General features: G+C 64.3%; 18 protein-coding genes. 9 read left to right on the top strand and 9 right to left on the bottom strand.

Annotated features, from left to right (window positions below; translation table 11 throughout):
• Nucleotides 1-33: 33 nt before the first annotated feature.
• The 3 genes from FDP28_RS15370 to FDP28_RS15360 all read right to left on the bottom strand — a co-directional run bounded on the left by FDP28_RS15370 (nucleotide 34) and on the right by FDP28_RS15360 (nucleotide 3707).
• The gene (locus FDP28_RS15370; RefSeq protein WP_144662413.1) at nucleotides 34-1416 is read right to left on the bottom strand and encodes a UDP-glucose dehydrogenase family protein; all 1383 of its coding nucleotides are present in this window, start codon (nucleotides 1414-1416) and stop codon (nucleotides 34-36) included.
• Nucleotides 1413-2582, bottom strand: a complete 1170-nt coding sequence (locus tag FDP28_RS15365; RefSeq protein ID WP_144662412.1) for a glycosyltransferase family 4 protein — start codon at nucleotides 2580-2582, stop codon at nucleotides 1413-1415. The genes FDP28_RS15370 and FDP28_RS15365 overlap by 4 nt, the downstream gene beginning before the upstream one ends.
• A 204-nt stretch (nucleotides 2583-2786) precedes the next feature.
• Nucleotides 2787-3707 (bottom strand): LysR family transcriptional regulator, encoded by a 921-nt coding sequence (locus FDP28_RS15360; protein WP_144662411.1) that lies wholly within the window; start codon nucleotides 3705-3707, stop codon nucleotides 2787-2789.
• A 109-nt stretch (nucleotides 3708-3816) separates the two neighbouring features.
• Here FDP28_RS15360 and FDP28_RS15355 point away from each other — a divergent pair, with 109 nt between their 5' ends.
• Together FDP28_RS15355 and FDP28_RS15350 are read left to right on the top strand one after the other, a co-directional pair.
• Nucleotides 3817-4680 (top strand): oxidoreductase, encoded by an 864-nt coding sequence (locus FDP28_RS15355; RefSeq protein ID WP_144662410.1) that lies wholly within the window; start codon nucleotides 3817-3819, stop codon nucleotides 4678-4680.
• Nucleotides 4677-5276 carry a TMEM175 family protein gene (locus FDP28_RS15350; protein WP_144662409.1) on the top strand — a complete coding sequence of 200 codons (600 nt, stop codon included), beginning with the start codon at nucleotides 4677-4679 and terminating at the stop codon, nucleotides 5274-5276. The genes FDP28_RS15355 and FDP28_RS15350 overlap by 4 nt, the downstream gene beginning before the upstream one ends.
• Before the next feature lie 150 nt (nucleotides 5277-5426).
• Here the strand turns inward: FDP28_RS15350 and FDP28_RS15345 are convergent, their stop codons facing one another.
• On the bottom strand, nucleotides 5427-5849 hold the full coding sequence (locus FDP28_RS15345) for a MerR family transcriptional regulator (protein WP_222120646.1): 423 nt from the start codon (nucleotides 5847-5849) through the stop codon (nucleotides 5427-5429).
• 143 nt (nucleotides 5850-5992) lie between these two features.
• On the opposite strand from FDP28_RS15345, the gene FDP28_RS15340 reads away from it, so the two are divergent.
• The 4 genes from FDP28_RS15340 to FDP28_RS15325 all read left to right on the top strand — a co-directional run bounded on the left by FDP28_RS15340 (nucleotide 5993) and on the right by FDP28_RS15325 (nucleotide 9042).
• A complete protein-coding gene (locus FDP28_RS15340) occupies nucleotides 5993-6415 on the top strand; it encodes an Hsp20/alpha crystallin family protein (protein WP_144662408.1) in 423 nt (140 codons plus the stop codon).
• A 226-nt stretch (nucleotides 6416-6641) separates the two neighbouring features.
• Nucleotides 6642-7037 carry a J domain-containing protein gene (locus FDP28_RS15335; RefSeq protein WP_144662407.1) on the top strand — a complete coding sequence of 132 codons (396 nt, stop codon included), beginning with the start codon at nucleotides 6642-6644 and terminating at the stop codon, nucleotides 7035-7037.
• Complete coding sequence (locus FDP28_RS15330; RefSeq protein ID WP_144662406.1) at nucleotides 7034-7411, top strand: hypothetical protein; 378 nt, start codon at nucleotides 7034-7036, stop codon at nucleotides 7409-7411. Before FDP28_RS15335 ends, FDP28_RS15330 begins: the two co-directional genes overlap by 4 nt.
• 299 nt (nucleotides 7412-7710) lie before the next feature.
• Entirely contained in the window at nucleotides 7711-9042 is a 1332-nt protein-coding gene (locus FDP28_RS15325) for a cell division protein PerM (RefSeq protein WP_144662489.1), read from the top strand.
• Nucleotides 9043-9066: 24 nt separating this feature from the next.
• On the opposite strand, the gene FDP28_RS15320 is transcribed toward FDP28_RS15325, so the two are convergent.
• Nucleotides 9067-9516 (bottom strand): hypothetical protein, encoded by a 450-nt coding sequence (locus FDP28_RS15320; RefSeq protein WP_144662405.1) that lies wholly within the window; start codon nucleotides 9514-9516, stop codon nucleotides 9067-9069.
• A gap of 11 nt (nucleotides 9517-9527) precedes the next feature.
• Here FDP28_RS15320 and purN point away from each other — a divergent pair, with 11 nt between their 5' ends.
• A complete protein-coding gene (gene purN, locus FDP28_RS15315) occupies nucleotides 9528-10100 on the top strand; it encodes a phosphoribosylglycinamide formyltransferase (protein ID WP_144662404.1) in 573 nt (190 codons plus the stop codon).
• 57 nt (nucleotides 10101-10157) lie between these two features.
• Here purN and FDP28_RS15310 read toward each other — a convergent pair whose 3' ends face one another.
• From FDP28_RS15310 to FDP28_RS15300, 3 genes are read right to left on the bottom strand one after another with little or no spacing between them, the layout of a single operon-like run.
• Complete coding sequence (locus FDP28_RS15310) at nucleotides 10158-11510, bottom strand: MFS transporter (protein ID WP_144662403.1); 1353 nt, start codon at nucleotides 11508-11510, stop codon at nucleotides 10158-10160.
• Between the two features lie 40 nt (nucleotides 11511-11550).
• Entirely contained in the window at nucleotides 11551-12501 is a 951-nt protein-coding gene (gene murQ, locus FDP28_RS15305; RefSeq protein ID WP_144662402.1) for an N-acetylmuramic acid 6-phosphate etherase, read from the bottom strand.
• Nucleotides 12476-13423, bottom strand: a complete 948-nt coding sequence (locus FDP28_RS15300; RefSeq protein WP_144662401.1) for an N-acetylglucosamine kinase — start codon at nucleotides 13421-13423, stop codon at nucleotides 12476-12478. Before FDP28_RS15300 ends, murQ begins: the two co-directional genes overlap by 26 nt.
• 236 nt (nucleotides 13424-13659) lie before the next feature.
• On the opposite strand from FDP28_RS15300, the gene FDP28_RS15295 reads away from it, so the two are divergent.
• Both FDP28_RS15295 and purH read left to right on the top strand, forming a co-directional pair.
• Nucleotides 13660-14589, top strand: a complete 930-nt coding sequence (locus FDP28_RS15295) for an endonuclease domain-containing protein (protein ID WP_186313649.1) — start codon at nucleotides 13660-13662, stop codon at nucleotides 14587-14589.
• 292 nt (nucleotides 14590-14881) lie between these two features.
• Entirely contained in the window at nucleotides 14882-16552 is a 1671-nt protein-coding gene (gene purH, locus FDP28_RS15290) for a bifunctional phosphoribosylaminoimidazolecarboxamide formyltransferase/IMP cyclohydrolase (protein ID WP_144662399.1), read from the top strand.
• A gap of 100 nt (nucleotides 16553-16652) precedes the next feature.
• On the opposite strand, the gene FDP28_RS15285 is transcribed toward purH, so the two are convergent.
• Complete coding sequence (locus tag FDP28_RS15285) at nucleotides 16653-17654, bottom strand: trypsin-like serine peptidase (RefSeq protein WP_144662398.1); 1002 nt, start codon at nucleotides 17652-17654, stop codon at nucleotides 16653-16655.
• Nucleotides 17655-17869: the final 215 nt, after the last annotated feature.

Raw genomic sequence — 17869 nt, 5'->3', positions numbered from 1 at the left:
CGATCCCGTCGTGCTCGTTGTGTGTCACCATGGCTACGCCCGCGCGTGCTTCTTCCTGTCGGCAGGCTTCATCGGGCCACTCGCCTCAGCCACTGAAGCGCCCGTGCCCAAGCCGCGCACCGTCCATCCGGCGCTCCGCCAAGCATCCGCGTTCAGCACGTTTCGAGCGTCCAGCACCATCCGGCGTCGTACCAACGATCCCGCTACGGAAGGCGACAGCGAAACGTATTCGTCCCACTCGGTCAGCAGCAGCACCAGCTCCGCGCCCTCCAGCGCGCGCTTGGTTGATGCCTCGAAGCGGATCTGCGGGTAGCGGATCCAGGCGTTGTTGATGGCCTTGGGGTCGGTGACGGTCACGTGCGCGCCGGCGTCGGCGAGTTGCTGGGCGACGTCCAGGGCGGGGGAGTCGCGGATGTCGTCGGTGTCCGGCTTGAAAGCCGCGCCCAGGATGGTGACAGTGCGACCGGACAGGAAGCCGCGGCACATGTCACGTGCGATCTCCACAGTCCGCAATCGCTGATCCAGGTTCACTGAATCCACCAACGCCATCCACTCATCGACGGACGGCACGTCCAGTTCACGCGCCTGCGCCCGGAACGACCGGATGTCCTTGGGCAGGCAGCCGCCGCCGAAGCCGAGCCCGGCGTGCAGGTACCGGTTGCCGATGCGCGGGTCGAGTCCCATCGCCTCACCGAGCTCGCTGACGTCAGCACCCGACGCATCGCACAACTCCGCCATCGCGTTGATGAAGCTGACCTTCGTGGCCAGGAACGCGTTCGACGCCGATTTGATCAGTTCCGCCGTCGCAAAGTTGCAGACCAGCCGCGGGATTCCGGCCGCAATCAGGGGCTCGTACACAGCATCCAGCACGGCAGTAACAGGTGCACCTGCAGCAGCGCCCTTGCCACCCGGCACCCCGTACACCAGCCGGTCGGGCACCAGCGAGTCCTTCACGGCGGTGCCCTGGCGCAGGAACTCCGGGTTCCAACCGAGCAACACGTCCGAGCGTCGGGCCAGCACCGCGCGGAGCGTCTCCACTGTGCCTACCGGCACCGTTGATTTACCGACGACGGCGGCCCCCTTCGCCAGATGCGGCAGGAGGCTCTTCGTAGCGCCCATCAGGTAGGAAAGGTCCGCGGTGTCGGAAGTTTTGGACTGCGGGGTGCCCACGCAAAGGAAGTGCACCTGGGCATCCGTTGCCTCGGCGAAGTCCGTGGTGAACGACAGGCGGCCCGTGGTGCGGCCGTCCTTGAGGAGCTCGTCGAGACCAGGTTCGTGGAAGGGGGCCAGCGCCTTGTTGAGCTGCTCCACCTTGGAGGAATCGACGTCGATCCCCACCACGGTGTGGCCCATGGAGGCGAGCGTGGCTGCGTGGACTGCGCCGAGGTAGCCGCAGCCGATCACGGAAATCTTCATGAGGACGGTCCTTTGCTGGAGGTGAGTTCTGAAGGGCCGGCTTCGCGTGTGGGAGTGCCGGAGATGACTTCGTTGTAGTGGCGGACCAACTCCGCGCTGAGCACCGGCCACGTCCGGCCCTGAACCGAAGCGGTGGCTGCCGTTGCGAACGCGCGGCGCTTGGCGTCGTCGCCCATCAGGTCCTGGACGTAGTCACGCAGTTGCGTGAGGTTGCCGGGCTCGTACAGCCAGCCTGTGCGGGAGTTTTCCACCAGATCCAAGGGGCCGCCACGACCAGTGGCCACCACCGGAACGCCCGATGCCATGGCCTCTTGGATGGTTTGGCAGAAGGTCTCGAACTCGCCGGGATGGACGAAAAGATCGAAGCCCGCGACCGCTTCCGCGAGGGCATCGCCGCCCAGGAAACCGGCGAAATGGGCGTGGGGCAGTGCGGACTGGAGTGCTTCGCGCTGCGGGCCATCACCAACGATCACCAGCCTGGTGTTCGGCACATCCGCCAATACAGCGAGGTCCTCGACCTGCTTCTCGACGGCGAGCCGGCCGACGTAGCCGATGATGCGTTGCCCGTCGGGCGCGACCGAGCTGCGCCACGCCGTCGAACGTTTCGCGGGATTGAAGCGCGCGGTATCCACACCGCGCCGCCACATGTCCACGCGCAGGATGCCGCGTCCGCGCAACTGGTTCAGCGCGAAGGTGGACGGCACCAGGGTGCGGGTGGCCAAGAGGTGGATGTTGTCCACGCGGTTCCAGGCCCAGTTCTCCAGGAACGGCACTCCGTAACGGCCCGCGTAGCCGGGAACCTCGGTTTGGTAGATCGCGACGGTCGGGATGCCGAGCTGGTGGGCGGCTTGCACGGCGCGCCAGCCGAGGACGAACGGCGAGGCGAGATGAACGACGTCGGGGGCGAAATCGGCAAGGATTCGCTTGACCCGATTCACACCTCCCAACGCAACCCGCACATTCGTGTATCCGGCCAGCGGCACCGAGGGAAGCCGGTGCACGTACGCACCCTTCTCGACGCTCGAAACATCAGTGTCCGACGTCGACGGCGCGATCACCATCACCTCGTCACCGCGCTCTTGCAGATGCTCCAGCACCCGCAGTATCGAGTGGGTTACCCCATTCATCAGTGGCAGGAATGATTCGGCGACGATTGCGATCCTCACGCCTTCAACGGTGGTCGCGGCGGTTGGCTTGCTGGGTGCGCGGGGGTGGCCGGTGGGGGAAGAGTGGGTTAACAGGTGGGTTGGGAGCGACGCGCAAGCATCACTGGTGGGAGCTTCCTGCCCCCGCCGCAGGCTCGATTCCTCGAGTCAAAGGCGACAGGGACTGGTTGTCGGGCTGGAAAGTGTCTTCGGGTTGACGACCCTTCACGACTCCGTGATGCCTGCGGACCTAACCCTCGCGCCAATGACTTGCCTACAAGCGCGCGCGTAATGTGCGACCGTTGGGCGCGCGTCATCTTTTCGCCAAGCCAATGCCAGTTCGCCGCGCGGGCCGTCCTTCAGCGGACGCATCGTGACGCCGTCCCGAGCGAGCAGAGGTTGATTCCCGTGTGCCAGGACGACGACACCGCAGCCATCGACCAGTGCCTCATACGTTTCTTCCGCGGTGCTGACTTCGGCGCCGATGAGGGCAGGGCTGCTGCGGAAGTCCGTGAGCAGCCAGTGGTCTCGGAGCGGGCCCGCTGCGCCGGGCAGGGCCAGGAGCGGCTCGTGTTCGAGGTCAGCGACCCGGAGGGTTGTCCGCGTGGCAAGGGGATGGGTGACGGGCATCGCCACAACACAAGGCTCGCTGGCGACGGTGACTGATCGATACCGGTCAGGGCCAGGTAACGGAAGCCAGACGAAAGCGACATCGCTTGTTTTGTCGGCCAGACCGGCGGTTGGGTCGTCCCAGCCGACCTGGCGCACTGTGAGGCGGACATTCGGTAGCTCTGAACGGAAACGGGACCTGATCGCCGGGAGCAACCCACCCCGACCGGGACTGGTACTCATCCCGATTGACAGGTTCTGTGCTTCATCCGTGATGACCTGCTGTACGTCCGCCCAAACGTTATCCCACTCGGCAAGGAGACGACGAGCGACGGGCAAGAGCACAGCGCCGGCCGGCGTTAGCTGGACTTCACGGCGATTGCGGACGAACAGCTCGGTGCCGAGCTGCCTTTCCAGAAGCCGGATCTGCTTGCTCAGCGCCGGCTGGGACACGAAAATGCGCTCTGCAGCGCGGCTGAAATGGAGATCTTCAGCCACAGCCACGAAGTAGCGAAGGTGCCTCCCATGAACGTCCATAACCAACAGTTATCACAACAGGTCTTGGACGAAGCGGCTCTTTAGGCCTCAAGGTCATAAATAGCGCGATGGAGATGCGCGCAGAACACTCAATGGAGGCTGATGGGACATGTCCAAGGTCTGGTTGATTACGGGAGCCAACAGCGGCTTCGGTCTGGCGCTCACTCGTGGGGCTGTCTTAGCTGGCGATGTCGTAGTTGCAGCAGCACGGCGCCCGGCGACTCTCGATGCCCTGGTGGCGTCGAATCCGGATCAGGTGGAAGCGATCAAACTCGACGTGACGGATCCGGTCCGTATCGAGGAGGTCGTTGCGGATGTCATCGCCCGCTATGGACACATCGACGTGCTAGTGAACAACGCGGGCCGGACCCATGTTGGCGCCGTCGAGGAAACCAGCGACGAGGAGCTGCGGTCACTGTTCGATGTCCATCTTTTCGGGCCGGCCGCCCTGATCCGTGCGGTTCTGCCGCACATGCGGGAGCGGCGTTCTGGCGCGATTGTCCAGATGAGTAGCATGGGCGGGCAGATGTCGTTTGCTGGCTTCGCGGCCTACAGCGCGACCAAGTTCGCCCTTGAAGGCCTGTCCGAGGCGCTGACTGCCGAAGTGGCGCCGTTCGGAGTGCGTGTGCTCATCGTCGAACCCGGGTCGTTCCGCACGGGACTGTTCCAGGCGGCCAGCGACAGCTCGGGGAACCCGCATTACTCCGCCACCGTGGGGGCAACCCGACAAATGATCCACCGCAACGACGGCCAACAACCGGGTGATCCTGCCAAAGCCGCCCAGGCGATCATCTCCGTGCTCGCGGCCGATGACGTCCCCCTGCGACTGCTGCTCGGCGCGGACGCCGTTGATGCCGTCGTCGGTCATCTGGAAGCCGTCCGAACCGACATTACGGCCTGGGAACAACTCTCAAGGTCCACCGACCTCAACGACACCGCCCCGATGGAAGAGCCAGTTGGACGGACATCATGACCACCAGCCGTCTCGAAGCATTCAGCGATGGAGTTTTCGGGATCGCCATCACGCTGCTGGTGCTCGAAATCCGAGTCCCGGAAAGCACCCGCAACCTCCTGCACGAACTCGCGGTGCTATGGCCCTCCTATCTCGGATACGCGATCAGCTTCCTGGTCATCGGACTGATCTGGGCCAACCATCACGCCATGTTCGTCCACATCGGCACTGTGAACCGGACACTGATGTTCGCAAACACTCTGCTATTGATGAGCGTCGCACTCATACCGTTCACAGCTGCCGTGCTGGCATCCGCGTTCCGAAGTGGGAACGGGCAGCGAACCGCCGTCGTGCTCTACGGGGGAACGCTCGTCGTGGGCGGACTCCTATTCAACTGGATCTGGGCGCACGCCCGGCGCGATCACCATCTACTCGATTCGAACATAAGCGCCGTGCAGGCGCGAAGCATGGGTCAGCGCTTCATGCTTGGGCCCGCACTGTACCTCGTTGGAACCCTCCTCGGCGCAATCCAGCCGATCGTTGGAACCGGTGTCTTCGCACTCCTGATCCTCTTCTACTGGCTACCCATCACTGCCGGTTCACGGAAGGCAGTGTAGTGCCACTGGGCACGGGAGGAACGAGAAGGTTGCGATGCGCGCATTGATGTCAGTGGGGGCGGGCGAAAGAGGTGCTCCTGCCGGTCTGCGGTTGACCAAGAGCGGCGTTCCCCCATCTTTGGCTTAGTCGGATGTCGGAAACACCCCGAGCTAGGTACCCCGACCCCGCGCCGCCTTCAAATCCTTCCGCAGCCCCCGGTTGTCCGCCCGTAGCTCCTCGTTGTGCTCACTCAGCCCGCGGTTATCCTCGGTGAGCCCACGGTTCGCCTCCTCCAGCTCCAGCACACGTTTCACTCCGGCCAGGTTCAGCCCTTCATCAAGCAACACTCCGATCCGACGCAGCGTCGCGAGGTCGTTTTCGCTGTAGCGGCGCGTGCCGCCGTCGGTCCTTTCGGGAGTGAGCAGGCCCTTGCGCTCGTACTGCCGGATGTTCTGCTGGCCTGTGCCCACCAGCTCTGCGGCAACCGAGATCGCGTAAACGCCCCGTCCTTCATCGGAACCCGCGCCCGAAGCGGGGGCGACCAAACCGCCGTCGTGCTCCGCGGCGGCCGCCGAGCGATCCGAACCTGCCATCAAAAACCTCCGAAAAATCTTCCAAAAACCTACTTGCACCACTCTCTCACCAGTGCTATAAAAAATCTATACCAACCACCATAGATCTGGAGGCTGGTAGCAACAACAGAATCAGCATCAAGATCCAAAGGAGTGAGAACCAAATGCTGATGCGCACTGACCCGTTCCGCGAATTCGACAGGCTCGCCCAACAGGTTTTTGGCACAACAGCACGCCCGGCCGGAATGCCGATGGATGCATGGCAGGAGGACGGACAATTCGTTGTTGCCTTCGATCTGCCAGGTGTAAGCCCTGATTCAGTGGAGTTGGACGTCGAACGCAACGTCCTCACCGTAAAGGCCGAACGCAAGTCGCCCGCGGGCGAGAACACCGAGATGATCGCCGCCGAACGCCCACAGGGCGTCTTCAGCCGGCAGCTGATCCTGGGTGACACCCTTGATACCGAAAACGTCCAGGCCAACTACGACGCCGGTGTGCTCACACTCCACATCCCGGTCGCCGAGAAGGCCAAGCCGCGGCGCATCGAGATCACATCCAGCGGGCAAAAGCAGGAGATCAACGCCTGACCCACTCCGTCCTGCCGGAAGCTCACCCGGGGGTGGCCGACCGGCAGGGCAGTGACCGGGAACAACGGAGGCGGCCGCATCGGAATAGTTGGGCGCAGGCTTCGTGCCACGTCACAGCGTTTTTTAGCGCACATGAAAGCGGTCCCCGCCCGTCGTCTCCCGACGGATGGCCCCCGGCTCAGGCCGGGGGCCATCTCCTGATCAGCAGCATGAACCGGACACAGCAGTGAACACGCAATTTGACCACTACGCCACCCTCCGCGTCGCGCCCGACGCGACGGCCCGTGAGATCGCCCGCGCCTATCGCACGCTGCTTCGGACCCACCATCCGGACACCCGCCCAAAGGTCGACGACGGCGACACCACCTCCGCGGCCGACCTCCAGGAACTTCACGCCATCATGCAGGCGTACGTCGTTTTGTCGGACCCAGGAAAGCGGGCGGCATACGACCGTGCACGGCGGAACGGTTTCGGTACCGGCGGGACGCCGGTGAACGTCCGCGTGCACAAGCGTGCGCAGCAGCCGGCAAGGAACGACGGCGGGCAGTCACCGTTGTCCTTCGGGCCACCCCGTTGGGAACCTTCGTCCAGAAACCTGAGAACACCAAGGAGCAATCCATGAGTGCTTGGCGTCCCTATGACGACCACATCATTCCCGCGTTCTACGAACGGTTCGAACAACGCTGGGGGAGAGGGACAGCGCCGTTCCTGGACCCTGAAGTCCACGAACAACCCCTGCCGCGGGCCCAGTGGATCAACCCGGACACAGGGGCCGCGATCGCCGTCGTCCCCATCTGGACCGATGACCCCGAACACCGCTCCTTCGGGGTGTTCTACCTGCCGCCAGCGGGTGACATCTGGATGCTGCGCCCCGGCCCAACCACGTTCGTGGAACCGCGAGGGGGAGCCAACCAGGAGCAGGTGACACTCCGCAACGACGCGTTCAAGAAGGCCGTCAACCATGCGAAGGAATTCATCTACGGGCCGCAGCTGTAAGTGGGGGTACGGTACTCAGCCTGTGCATAAGAAGGCTGGTGCAGCCTGGGAAAAATCCTAAGGCGGCTGCACCAGCTGCTAGTACGACTTTCTGTTAGAAGTTGTGACACCTATTCATTGGCCGCTCCTAGTTCCCGGCTTCGATTTTTCCGGGCCTTCAATATCAACCGGGGGCGCTCGCCTGCCCCGCGAGAACACCTCCCATCTTACGGCGGCCTACAGGAAAAAGCGCTGGAATTCGCGGTATTTCAGGGGCGCCTGACGGGCTTGGAGAGCTGGCCGTGGCACGATGGATCACGATGAAACTGCGCGCTGATCAGACCGGAAACCGTGGCCTCCCTATGCCCCTTTGGCTACAGGGTGGTTTGGAAGCGGCCCAAGCTGCGTTCATTTCCGCCATCGTGGTGGTGCTTCCGCTGGTCGGGGTCTGGGCAACCGACGGTTTCCAGGACCGCAATGTCGATTCCCTGGCACGGCTCGGCGGCCAGGCATGGTTGCTGATCCATGGAGTTCCCTTGGAGCTCGCTCATGTGAACATCGGCACCGCCGCACAGCCGGGATCAGGGCTGCTTTCCCTGATTCCCCTGGGCCTGACGCTCATTCCGTTCCTGCTGGCATGGCGGGCGGGCCGTCGGCTGGCCCGCGCCTCCTACACCGACCAGCTGTGGCAGGCGTTCTTCGGCGCCTTCCTTGTCTACGCGGCCTTCGGCGCCGCCACGGGATTCGTGTGCCGCACTACTGAAGTCGTCATCAACCTGTGGTTGGCCATGGCCCTCCCGCTCATCTCCTTTGGCTTGGGCATGATCGTTGGCGCCCGACGCGAGGCAGGCTCGTGGAGCCGGCTGATCGGCGTCGACGCCGTCGCCTGGCTCGCCAAGACCAGCCAGCACTCGCGGTGGGCCGGCTCGTACGTCGGCTCTGCGCTGAAGGCCGGTTTCGTGGCAGCCATGGCCGCCGTGTGCCTGTCGGCTGTGCTGCTGGCCGTCACCATCGTGTGGCACTGGACCGACATCATCGCCGTGTATGAAGGCCTGAAAGCCGGAGCCCTGGGCGGTGCCGTGCTCACCATCGCACAGCTTGGCTTCCTGCCAAACCTGGTGATCTTCGCCTTGGCGTGGTCCTCGGGGGCGGGTTTCTCGCTCGGCATCGGCTCCACGGCCGGTCCGTTGGGCACCGCCGTGGGACCCCTTCCCGCCGTTCCCATCCTTGGCAGCCTGCCCGCCGGCCAGCTCGATTTTGGGGCCATGGCACTGGCGTTGCCTGTTGTGGCAGGAGTCCTTGCCGGCTGGTGGTTCCTGCGGGAGGGCGAAAACCATTTTGATGAGTGGCTCTCCATCAAGATCAAGGCCCGCTGGTTCACGGCCACTGTTTCGACTCTCTTCCTCGGAGCCTTCGTCGGCGCCGTCGCGGGCCTGCTCGGCGGGGCTCTGGCCTGGATCGCGCGTGGTTCCGCCGGCATTGGGAGGCTCACGGAGATCGGACCCCACCCGTTGTGGACGGCAGTCTGGCTGGCCGCGGAAGTGGGGATCGGCGTCGTAATTGGCTACGCAGTGGGGCCGTGGCTGGAACGCAGCCAGAAGCTGCGCGAGGCGAACCTGGAAGAAAACGCGTACGACGACGAGCACGCCTGAGCGGTCAGCTGCAGTAGCGTCGGGCTACCTGAGCGACCCCGGCATGGACTTCTCGAGCTGCATCAGGCACTGTGTCTTGGCCGACTCGGTCAACGCTGAGCGGGCGCAATCCTGGTAGGTGCTGACCTGCCGGAAGAAGAGGGCTGACGTCAGAACCAGCAGGCACATGATGGCCGTCACCACCAACCCCGAGATCGTGCCGAACAGAATCAGGCGGGGGTGCTTGTACTTGATGGTCCGCACCAGCACCACGATGCCCAGCACCAACGCCGCGACCGTCAGGATCCCGCTCAACCACACGTAGTTCACGTTCAGGGAGAACACGAAGAACGCTCCCACCGCCGAAAAAAGGAAGGCGCGGAACAGGATCTGGGTCACACCGAGGGCGGACTTTTCAGCCTCGGAGCGAGGTTGCTGGTTCGGCGCGGAACCGACGTCGGGATTCATGTTTTCCAGCCTACGCGAGCCGCCCATAAGCTAGTGCAATGCGCATTGTTGTCCTCGTCTCCGGTACCGGTTCCAATCTTCAGGCAGTCATCGACGCCGTGAAGTCGGGTGAGCTGGATGTCGAGATTGCCGCGGTGGGCGCCGATCGTCCCGACACCTATGGTGTGGAACGCTCTGACGAGGCCGGCATCGAGACGTTCGTGGTCAACTTCAACTCCTTCGAAACCCGCGCCGAGTGGGATGCTGCCTTGCGCGACAAAGTTCTTTCCTACGAGCCCGATGTTGTGGTTTCCTCCGGCTTCATGCGGATCGTGAGCGCCGACTTCATCGATGCCTTCGACGGCAAGTACGTCAATACCCACCCGGCCCTGCTGCCCTCGTTCCCCGGTGCACACGGAGTCCGCGACGCCATGGCCTACGGAGTAAAGGTCACCGGCTGCACGGTTCACTGGGCCGACGCAGGCGTGGACACGGGACCCATCATTGCCCAGGAAGCTGTCACTGTGCTTCCCGAGGACACCGAGGAAACTCTGCACGAGCGCATCAAGGTAGTGGAGCGCCGTCTGTTGGTCCAGACCCTCGCCGACCTCGCCGCCGCCCTACCCAAGTAGGGGGCAGCAAACGCTCCACTGACGCTTCATTGGGCCCGGATCTGTCCCCTGGTTGGACTACGAGAGCTCGCGCTGCTTGGTCTCCGGGGCGAAGAAGGCCATCCACAGCACGGACAACAGCACGAGCCCACCTGCCAGGGCAAAGGACGTCGCCAGTCCGAACTCCGGCCAGAAGAACGAGGCAAACACCAGCGGTCCAAAGCCTGCGCCAATGCGGGAGAACGTCGACGCCCACCCGAATCCCGAGCCGCGCAGCTCGGTCGGATAGAGCTCGGACACGTAGGCGTACAGGACGGGAATTGCCACCTGCACCACGAAGCCGAACGTGAGCAGCCAGAACACCGCGGCGGAAGGCACATCGACTACCAACGCCACGATCACCAGCGTCAGCGCGGACAGCGGGCCGGTGATGGCCAGGATCCACTTGCGTCCCACGCGCTCCACCAGGACCGCCGCGACCACCACGCCCAAAAGGCCGACGGCGGCCATGCCCGCCGTCGTGACGAACGCCTTGTACTCTTCGAACCCTGCACCAATGAGAATGCGCGGCATCCACGTGAGGGACAGGTAGTAGACCAGGAGCACGGAGAAGAAGAGGGCCCACGCCGCCGTGGTGATTTTCCAGTTGAACGCCCAGATGTTGCGGAGCTGGGCCCAGGCGCTGCCAGGGGACAGGCGGGGAGCAGCTTGCGGATCGGGGAGGCTGTAGGCGCGCGGAGAGGCCCCGGTTGCTTCAACCAGTCCGTCAATCACGGCGGCAGCCTCGGCCCTGCGACCGGCCCGTATCAGGAACAACGGGGACTCGGGCACTGAACGTCGGACCCAGAAAACCAGGAGCGCCGGGATCACCATGACCAGCATGGTGAGCCGCCAATCCCCGTACAGAGCCACGAGCCCGGCCGAAACAAAGCCGCACAAAGCCGCGCCGACGGGCCACCAGCCATCCATGGCCGTCAGGACTTTGCCGCGTTGCTTACGCGGCGTGAACTCACCCACCAGGGCGTAGTCCACGGGGATGCAGCCACCCAAACCGAAGCCGGCCATGAAGCGGAAGATGCAGAACCACACGATGTCCGGCGAGAACGCACCAAGGACCGTGAAAATGCTGAAAATCAGGAGGGTGGCGGTGAAGGCCTTCTTGCGCCCGATGGTGTCCGCGATGGTGCCCCACGCGAACGCACCCACAGCCATGCCAATGAGGTTTGCCGTGCCGATCCACGCTGCGTCAGCCGGCTGCAGCGACCAGTGCTTGGACAGCAGCGGGATGAGGATGCCGTTCAGCGTGACATCCCAGGCATCGAACATGAACCCGAGCCCGCCGATCAGGAAAATCCTTCCCTGGACCTTCCACCGCCACGGCAGTTCCTGCACTACTTGCTCGCCGCTGGGTACGGCAGTGTATGTATTCATTGGGCCTCCTGCATGCAACTTTATGCGCTGCGGGGCAACGTTACTTCTGGTTCTCGATGGCCCGCCGCAGGAAACCGCCGGCTTCTTCGAGGGCACCCTTTGCCTGGGCGGCGTCGATACCCGTGAGAACCACCAAAATAGCTGCCTTCACCGATCCGCCCACCGAGTCCAGCGCCGCAGCGGCTTCCTCGGCGGAGACACCAGTCGCATGCTGCACGGTGCGCTGGGAGCGGGCCAACAGTTTCTCGTTGGTTGCCCGCAGATCCACCATGAGGTTGCCGTAGGTCTTGCCCAGTTTCACCATCACCAGCGTGCTGATCATGTTGAGGACAAGTTTCTGCGCAGTCCCCGAATTGAGCCTGGTTGAACCCGCGATGAACTCCGGGCCCACAACCACCTCGATCGCCACATCCGCCAGATGGCTCACGGCCGAGCCCTTGTTGCACGCCAGAGACGCCGTGAACGCACCCTTCTTCCGTGCCTCCTCCAGCGCGCCGATCACGTATGGCGTCCTCCCCGAGGCGGTAATACCCACGACGGCGTCCGCTTCCGTCACGTTGATATCGTGCAGGTCCCGCGCGCCGGCCGTTGCGTTGTCCTCGGCATACTCAACGGGCTTCTGGATCGCCTGGGTGCCGCCCGCGATAAGTCCGACGACGAGTCCCGGTGGGGTGCCGAAGGTCGGCGGGCACTCGCTCGCGTCGAGCACACCCAGCCGCCCGGCCGTCCCGGCTCCGACGTACAAGAGGCGACCCCCGCGCTGGAGTCGCTCCGCAACGGCGTCGACCGTTTTCACGATGGCGTCGCTGGCCGCTTCAACGGCCGCGTGTACTCCTGCACTGTGGGCAAGCATGGCGGAAACAAGTTCCTCGGTGCCCAGGATGTCCAGGTCCTTGAGGTTCTCGGCCGCGGCTTCGGTCTGCAGCCCGGCAAGCTCCGTACGGAGGTCCGCGAGTTTGTCCGCGTCAGTCGGGCCAGTTTGTTCCGTCACGGTGGATGTACCTTTCCTGGATGAGCCCGCGGCGCGTCGCAGCGAGGGCAGCGCCGTCCAAGCCATCGCCGAGCGGGGCCACCACCTCAATCCCAGCCGAAGCCAGGGACTTCCGCAAGAGCTCGGCGAAGAACTCTGAACTGACCACGCCTCCCAGCAGCGCAACGCGCGGTGAGGCGTCTTCGCCGCCGGACGCGAGCTGGACGGTGCGGGTCAGGATGCGGCATGCCTGCCCGATGATTTCATGCGCGACGGCGTCACCCGCCTCCGCTGCGTGCAGAACCAACGGGGCGAACCGGGCCATCGCCCTGTACGGGTTTTCCTGTTCCGCCAGCCATCCCGGCAGCTGCTCCGGCGACTCCACCAGAGCCCCGGCCGCAGCCGACAACGACGTGGAGGGGCCGCCGTCGTGCGCTTCAAGAACTGCCTGCAAACCACGTTGGCCGATCCAGCGCCCGCTGCCTTGATCGCCAAGGTAGGGTCCCCAACCGTCGGCACGGTGCAGGATGCCGGCCTGGTCAAAACGGAACGCGACGGCGCCTGTTCCCACTATCAACGTAGTTCCGGGCGCGCCCTGGAGAGCACCGAGCTGTGCGGCCGTGGCATCGGAGAGGACAGCCGCCGGGACACCGAACCTCTGCGAGAGCATGGTGGCCAGCTCGCGGGACTTTTCGGCTGATGCTTCCACGCCCGCCACGGCCGCACCGATTCCCGTCAGGGTGCTGACCGGGAGCCCGGGCGGGAGCAGGCTGACTGTCTCTAGGAGGAGATCGAACGCTTGGGTGGGCCCGTTGTCCACGTGTACCCCGGGGAAGCCGTGTTGATCGGCGGCGCCCAGCAGCTCGTCACCTCTGCGCAGTTCCACGCGGCAGCGGCTCTTCCCTACATCGGCGACAAGAATGACCTCATTGGGGGATTCCATGGCTCAACCCTATGTTGCGGGGCCTGCTCTGCGTGCTTAGGCGTGGGTTTGCCGCGCAAAGCTGGCCTCGCAACGCGCGGCTCTCTCGTTGTGAGGCCTGCTCTGCGTGCTTAGGCGTGGGTTTGCCGCGCAAAGCGGGCCTCGCAACGTCTGTGGAGGAGAAGTGTCACCCCCTTATGGGCGCGACTTCTGTGGATAACTGAATGCGGACCATCGTTTCCGGCGAGCATTGTTCAATGCGGAAACCCAAGCCTTTGCCGGTAAACGTTGACCCCCGTGGCTTCCTGGTCGCTGAGGCCTATGCCGCTGGTGTGCCTCGTTGGCGGCTCCAAGCCAGTGGGCTCGTAACCCCCAGTCGTGGCATTCGACTGGCCAAGGCAGACGAGCGCGATCTTGCCATGGTGGCTCGGCTGCACACGGCTGTCACTCCGAGATGCGCAGTCAGCCACATCACGGCAGCTCTGTTGTGGTCAATCCCGCTACCGATGTACCTGGAAGACGAGGGGGCAACAGGGCCGATCCACGTCACTCGCAGGCACGAGATCGGTCGGGTGAAGCGCCGCGGCGTCGTCGGACATCGGGCGCCGCTCCTGGCCAGGGATGTCCGGTTGGTCAATGGAGTCCAACTCACCTCGCCCGAATGGACTTGGGTGGACCTGGCGCGACATCTTGGGAGGTCATCTCTCGTAGCGGCCGGGGATGCGCTGCTTAAGCGTAAGGAACCGCTCACCTCGATTGAAGCCATTCAAGAAGTCATTGATCGCCGTCCAAAGGTCAAGGGCATCCGGATGGCGCGGGCTATCCTTCCTCTGCTACGAGCCGGTGTCGACTCGCCCCGGGAGTCACGTTTGCGCCTAAAGATTCTCGACGCCGGTTTCCCGGAGCCTGCCGTAACGCGGCCCGTCTTCGATGATCACGGAAACTACATTTCGACTCCTGACCTGCAATACAAGGAGTACAAGATCGCCCTCGAATACGAAGGCGATCACCACCGATCAGACCCGGTCCAATGGGGCAAGGACATTGAGCGTGACGACCGGCTGCGGGCGTTGGGCTGGACCGTGCTCCGATTCTCAGACGTCCAGATGAAGGGCGGCTGGGGCCATGCCGAAAAGAAGATCCAGGACGCTTTGCTGTCCCGCGGGTGGCGGCGCCTGCCTTCGTAAGTCGGGTTGCTTGCGCAGAGCGGGCCTCGCAAGGGTGGGGGTGGATTTGTGGGGCCTGGTTTGCGTGGTTCGTTGGGGCTATGGCACGCAGAGTGGGCCTCGCAAGGGTGGGGGTGGATTTGTGGGGCCTGGTTTACGTGGCAAGCGCAAGGAATGAAACGCAAAGCGGGCCTCGCAACGCAGGGTGCAAAGACGCAAAACCAGCCCCGCAGCGAAACACGATAAACTCTCCGTATCCCCATCAAACGCGACACCACCCGCGACATCTACGCGAACTAAGACGGAGACTTTTGTGAGCTTGACGCAGCTTGACCGTGTTCCCATCCGCCGTGCACTGATCTCGGTTTACGACAAGACGGGACTGGAGGAGCTCGCGAAGGGCCTGCACGCAGCCGGCGTCGCCATTGTGTCCACCGGCTCCACCGCCAAGAAGATCGCCGCCGCAGGCATCCCGGTCAAGGAAGTCGAAGAAGTCACCGGCTCCCCGGAAATGCTCGACGGCCGCGTCAAGACCCTGCACCCGCGCGTCCACGGCGGAATCCTGGCCGACCGTCGCGTCCCGGCCCACATGGAAACCCTGGCCGGCATGGAGATCGAAACCTTCGACCTCGTGGTGGTCAACCTCTACCCGTTCGTGGAGACCGTGAAGTCCGGCGCGGCACAGGACGACGTCGTCGAGCAGATCGACATCGGAGGCCCCGCCATGGTGCGCTCGGCTGCGAAGAACCACGCCGCCGTCGCCATTGTCACGGACCCCAACTTCTACGGCGCTGTCGTCGACGCCGCGGCCCACGGCGGCTTTGACCTGAACACCCGTCGTCGCCTGGCTGCGAAGGCCTTCGCCCACACCGCCAGCTACGACAATGCGGTTGCTTCCTGGACCGCCAGCCAGTTCCTGGACGAAGACGGCGACGGCGTCATCGACTGGCCCGCCTATGCAGGCCTGGCCCTGGAGCGCTCCGAGGTCCTCCGCTACGGCGAAAACCCGCACCAGCAGGCCGCGCTCTACGTTGACAAGGCCGCTCCGGCCGGCATCGCCCAGGCTGACCAGCTTCACGGCAAGGCCATGAGCTACAACAACTTCGTCGACGCTGATGCCGCCCTCCGCGCGGCCTTCGACTTCGCTGAGCCCGCCGTCGCCATCATCAAGCACGCCAACCCGTGCGGTGTTGCTGTCGGTTCGGCCGACGCTGCCGACCCGATCGCCGACGCCCACGCCAAGGCACACGCCTGCGACCCCGTCTCCGCGTTCGGTGGCGTCATCGCAGCCAACCGCACCGTCACCGCAGGCATGGCCCGCACGGTGGCCGACATCTTCACCGAGGTTGTCATCGCGCCGGACTTCGAGCCGGAAGCCGTCGAGATCCTCTCCAAGAAGAAGAACATCCGCCTCCTCGCCCTGCCCGAAGGCTACGGCCGCTACCCCTCCGAGATGCGCCAGGTTTCAGGTGGCGTCCTGGTCCAGATGAGCGACAAGGTGGACGCCGACGGCGACAACCCCGCCAACTGGACCCTCGCCGCCGGGGAAGCCGCTGACGAAAAGACCCTCGCGGACCTCGCCTTCGCCTGGACCGCTTGCCGCGCAGCGAAGTCCAACGCCATCCTCCTGGCCGACAACGGCGCAGCAGTGGGCATCGGCATGGGCCAGGTCAACCGCCTCGACTCCTGCAAGCTGGCCGTCGAGCGCGCCAATACGCTGGGCGTCCAGGTGGAGTCCGACGTCGATGGCGCCGGCGGTGCCTCCAACGCCAGCGGCGCCAACGCGCCTGAGCGTGCACGCGGTGCCGTGGCAGCCTCGGATGCGTTCTTCCCGTTCGCTGACGGCCTGCAGATCCTGATCGACGCCGGTGTCCGCGCCGTGGTCCAGCCCGGTGGCTCGGTCCGCGACGAGGAAGTCATTGCCGCAGCGAACGCTGCCGGCATCACGATGTACTTCACCGGCGCACGCCACTTCTTCCACTAACAATCGGCGCGCCTATAGCGCAAAAGCAGCCCAACGCAACGGCGGCCGCCCCCACAAGGGGACGGCCGCCGTCGTAATTAACAGGGACTTGCCAAAAAAGTTACGAAGCCGCCGCGGTGTTGTAGGTGGACTGGATCACGGTGCCCCAGTAAGGGCCGTACATGGTGGTGGAGTTGCTGCCGTAGCCGTAGGAGTTGACCGAGTTCTGGTAGCCCGTGGAGCTGTTTCCGATGAACCACGGACCGCCCGAGGAACCACCGGTCATGTTGCACGGGATGCCCTGGGAGTTGAACTGCGGGTTGTAGGGATCGTTGGTGGCGGTGCCGGAGCAGCTCTTGAGGGATTCGCCGTTGAAGGGAGCAGCTGCCGGGTAGCCGAAGGACTTGTAGCTCAGGCCGCGGGCGGCGTTGAACTGGACGCCGGAGGAGCCGACGACGTCGGCGAGCTTCTGGCCGTTGAGGGTGTTCATGACGGCGAAAGCGGTGTCGTACTGCATGTTGCCGTTGGAGGCCCACTGGCTGGGGGAGTACAGCGCCTTTGCCGTCCACTTGCCGTAGGGTGCTGAACCGTTGAGGTAGGCGGGCACGAAGACGAAGTTCGTTGCGTAGGCGCCCGGACCTTCATTGACGCAGTGGCCGGCGGTGGACACTGTGCTCTTGTTGGCCGCTGTCACGGAGTTGCCGGAGCAGACGTAGTTGGAGCCGCCCAGGGTGAAGAAGATCTTGCCGATGTGCTTGACCGGGGTTTCGCTCTGGTTGACCTTGCGGTCGATGGTGGTGGAGTCGGTGGCCGCGGACTGGCCGGGGATGCTGCTGATGGCGCCCGGGGCTTCAGTGACCGGGGCTTTGCCGGGGTTGAGCAACCGGCCGCGTTCCAGGGCTTTGGCGCCGAGGATGTCGCCGGACTTGGCGTTCTTCATGCGTTCCGGCGTCCAGTAATCTGCAGCGCCGGCGTCGGACACTGCATGGCTGCTGACCGCCGCGCCGGACGTGTCCGCGTCTTTCGACGGTGCTGCGTTGGCGCTGGTCGTTCCAACCAGGGCCAGGATTGCGGCAGCGGACAGACTCAGCAGGCTTGTGGCCAGGGTCTTGGTTTTTGTCACGTTGTTCCTACCTAATCGAGGGAGTGAGGCGGCCAGTGATGGCGACCGCCGACTGACGGAATCGAAGCTACCGGTCGTGTGACAAGTTTGTAAAGAGATGTTTCAGACTTTGTGATAATTTACTGTCACTTGGTTGTCACGTCGGCGGGAGGGGAGTACGACGCCGGCAGTCGGCGGCGGTGCGCGGGTCGCCGTCGGGCGTAAACCACCGGAAC

The sequence above is a fragment of the Paenarthrobacter nicotinovorans genome (assembly GCF_007670255.1).
Classification (GTDB): Bacteria; Actinomycetota; Actinomycetes; order Actinomycetales; family Micrococcaceae; genus Arthrobacter; species Arthrobacter nicotinovorans_B.
Note: the sequence above shows the minus strand (reverse complement) of the source record. Positions and strands in the feature narration are given on the sequence as shown.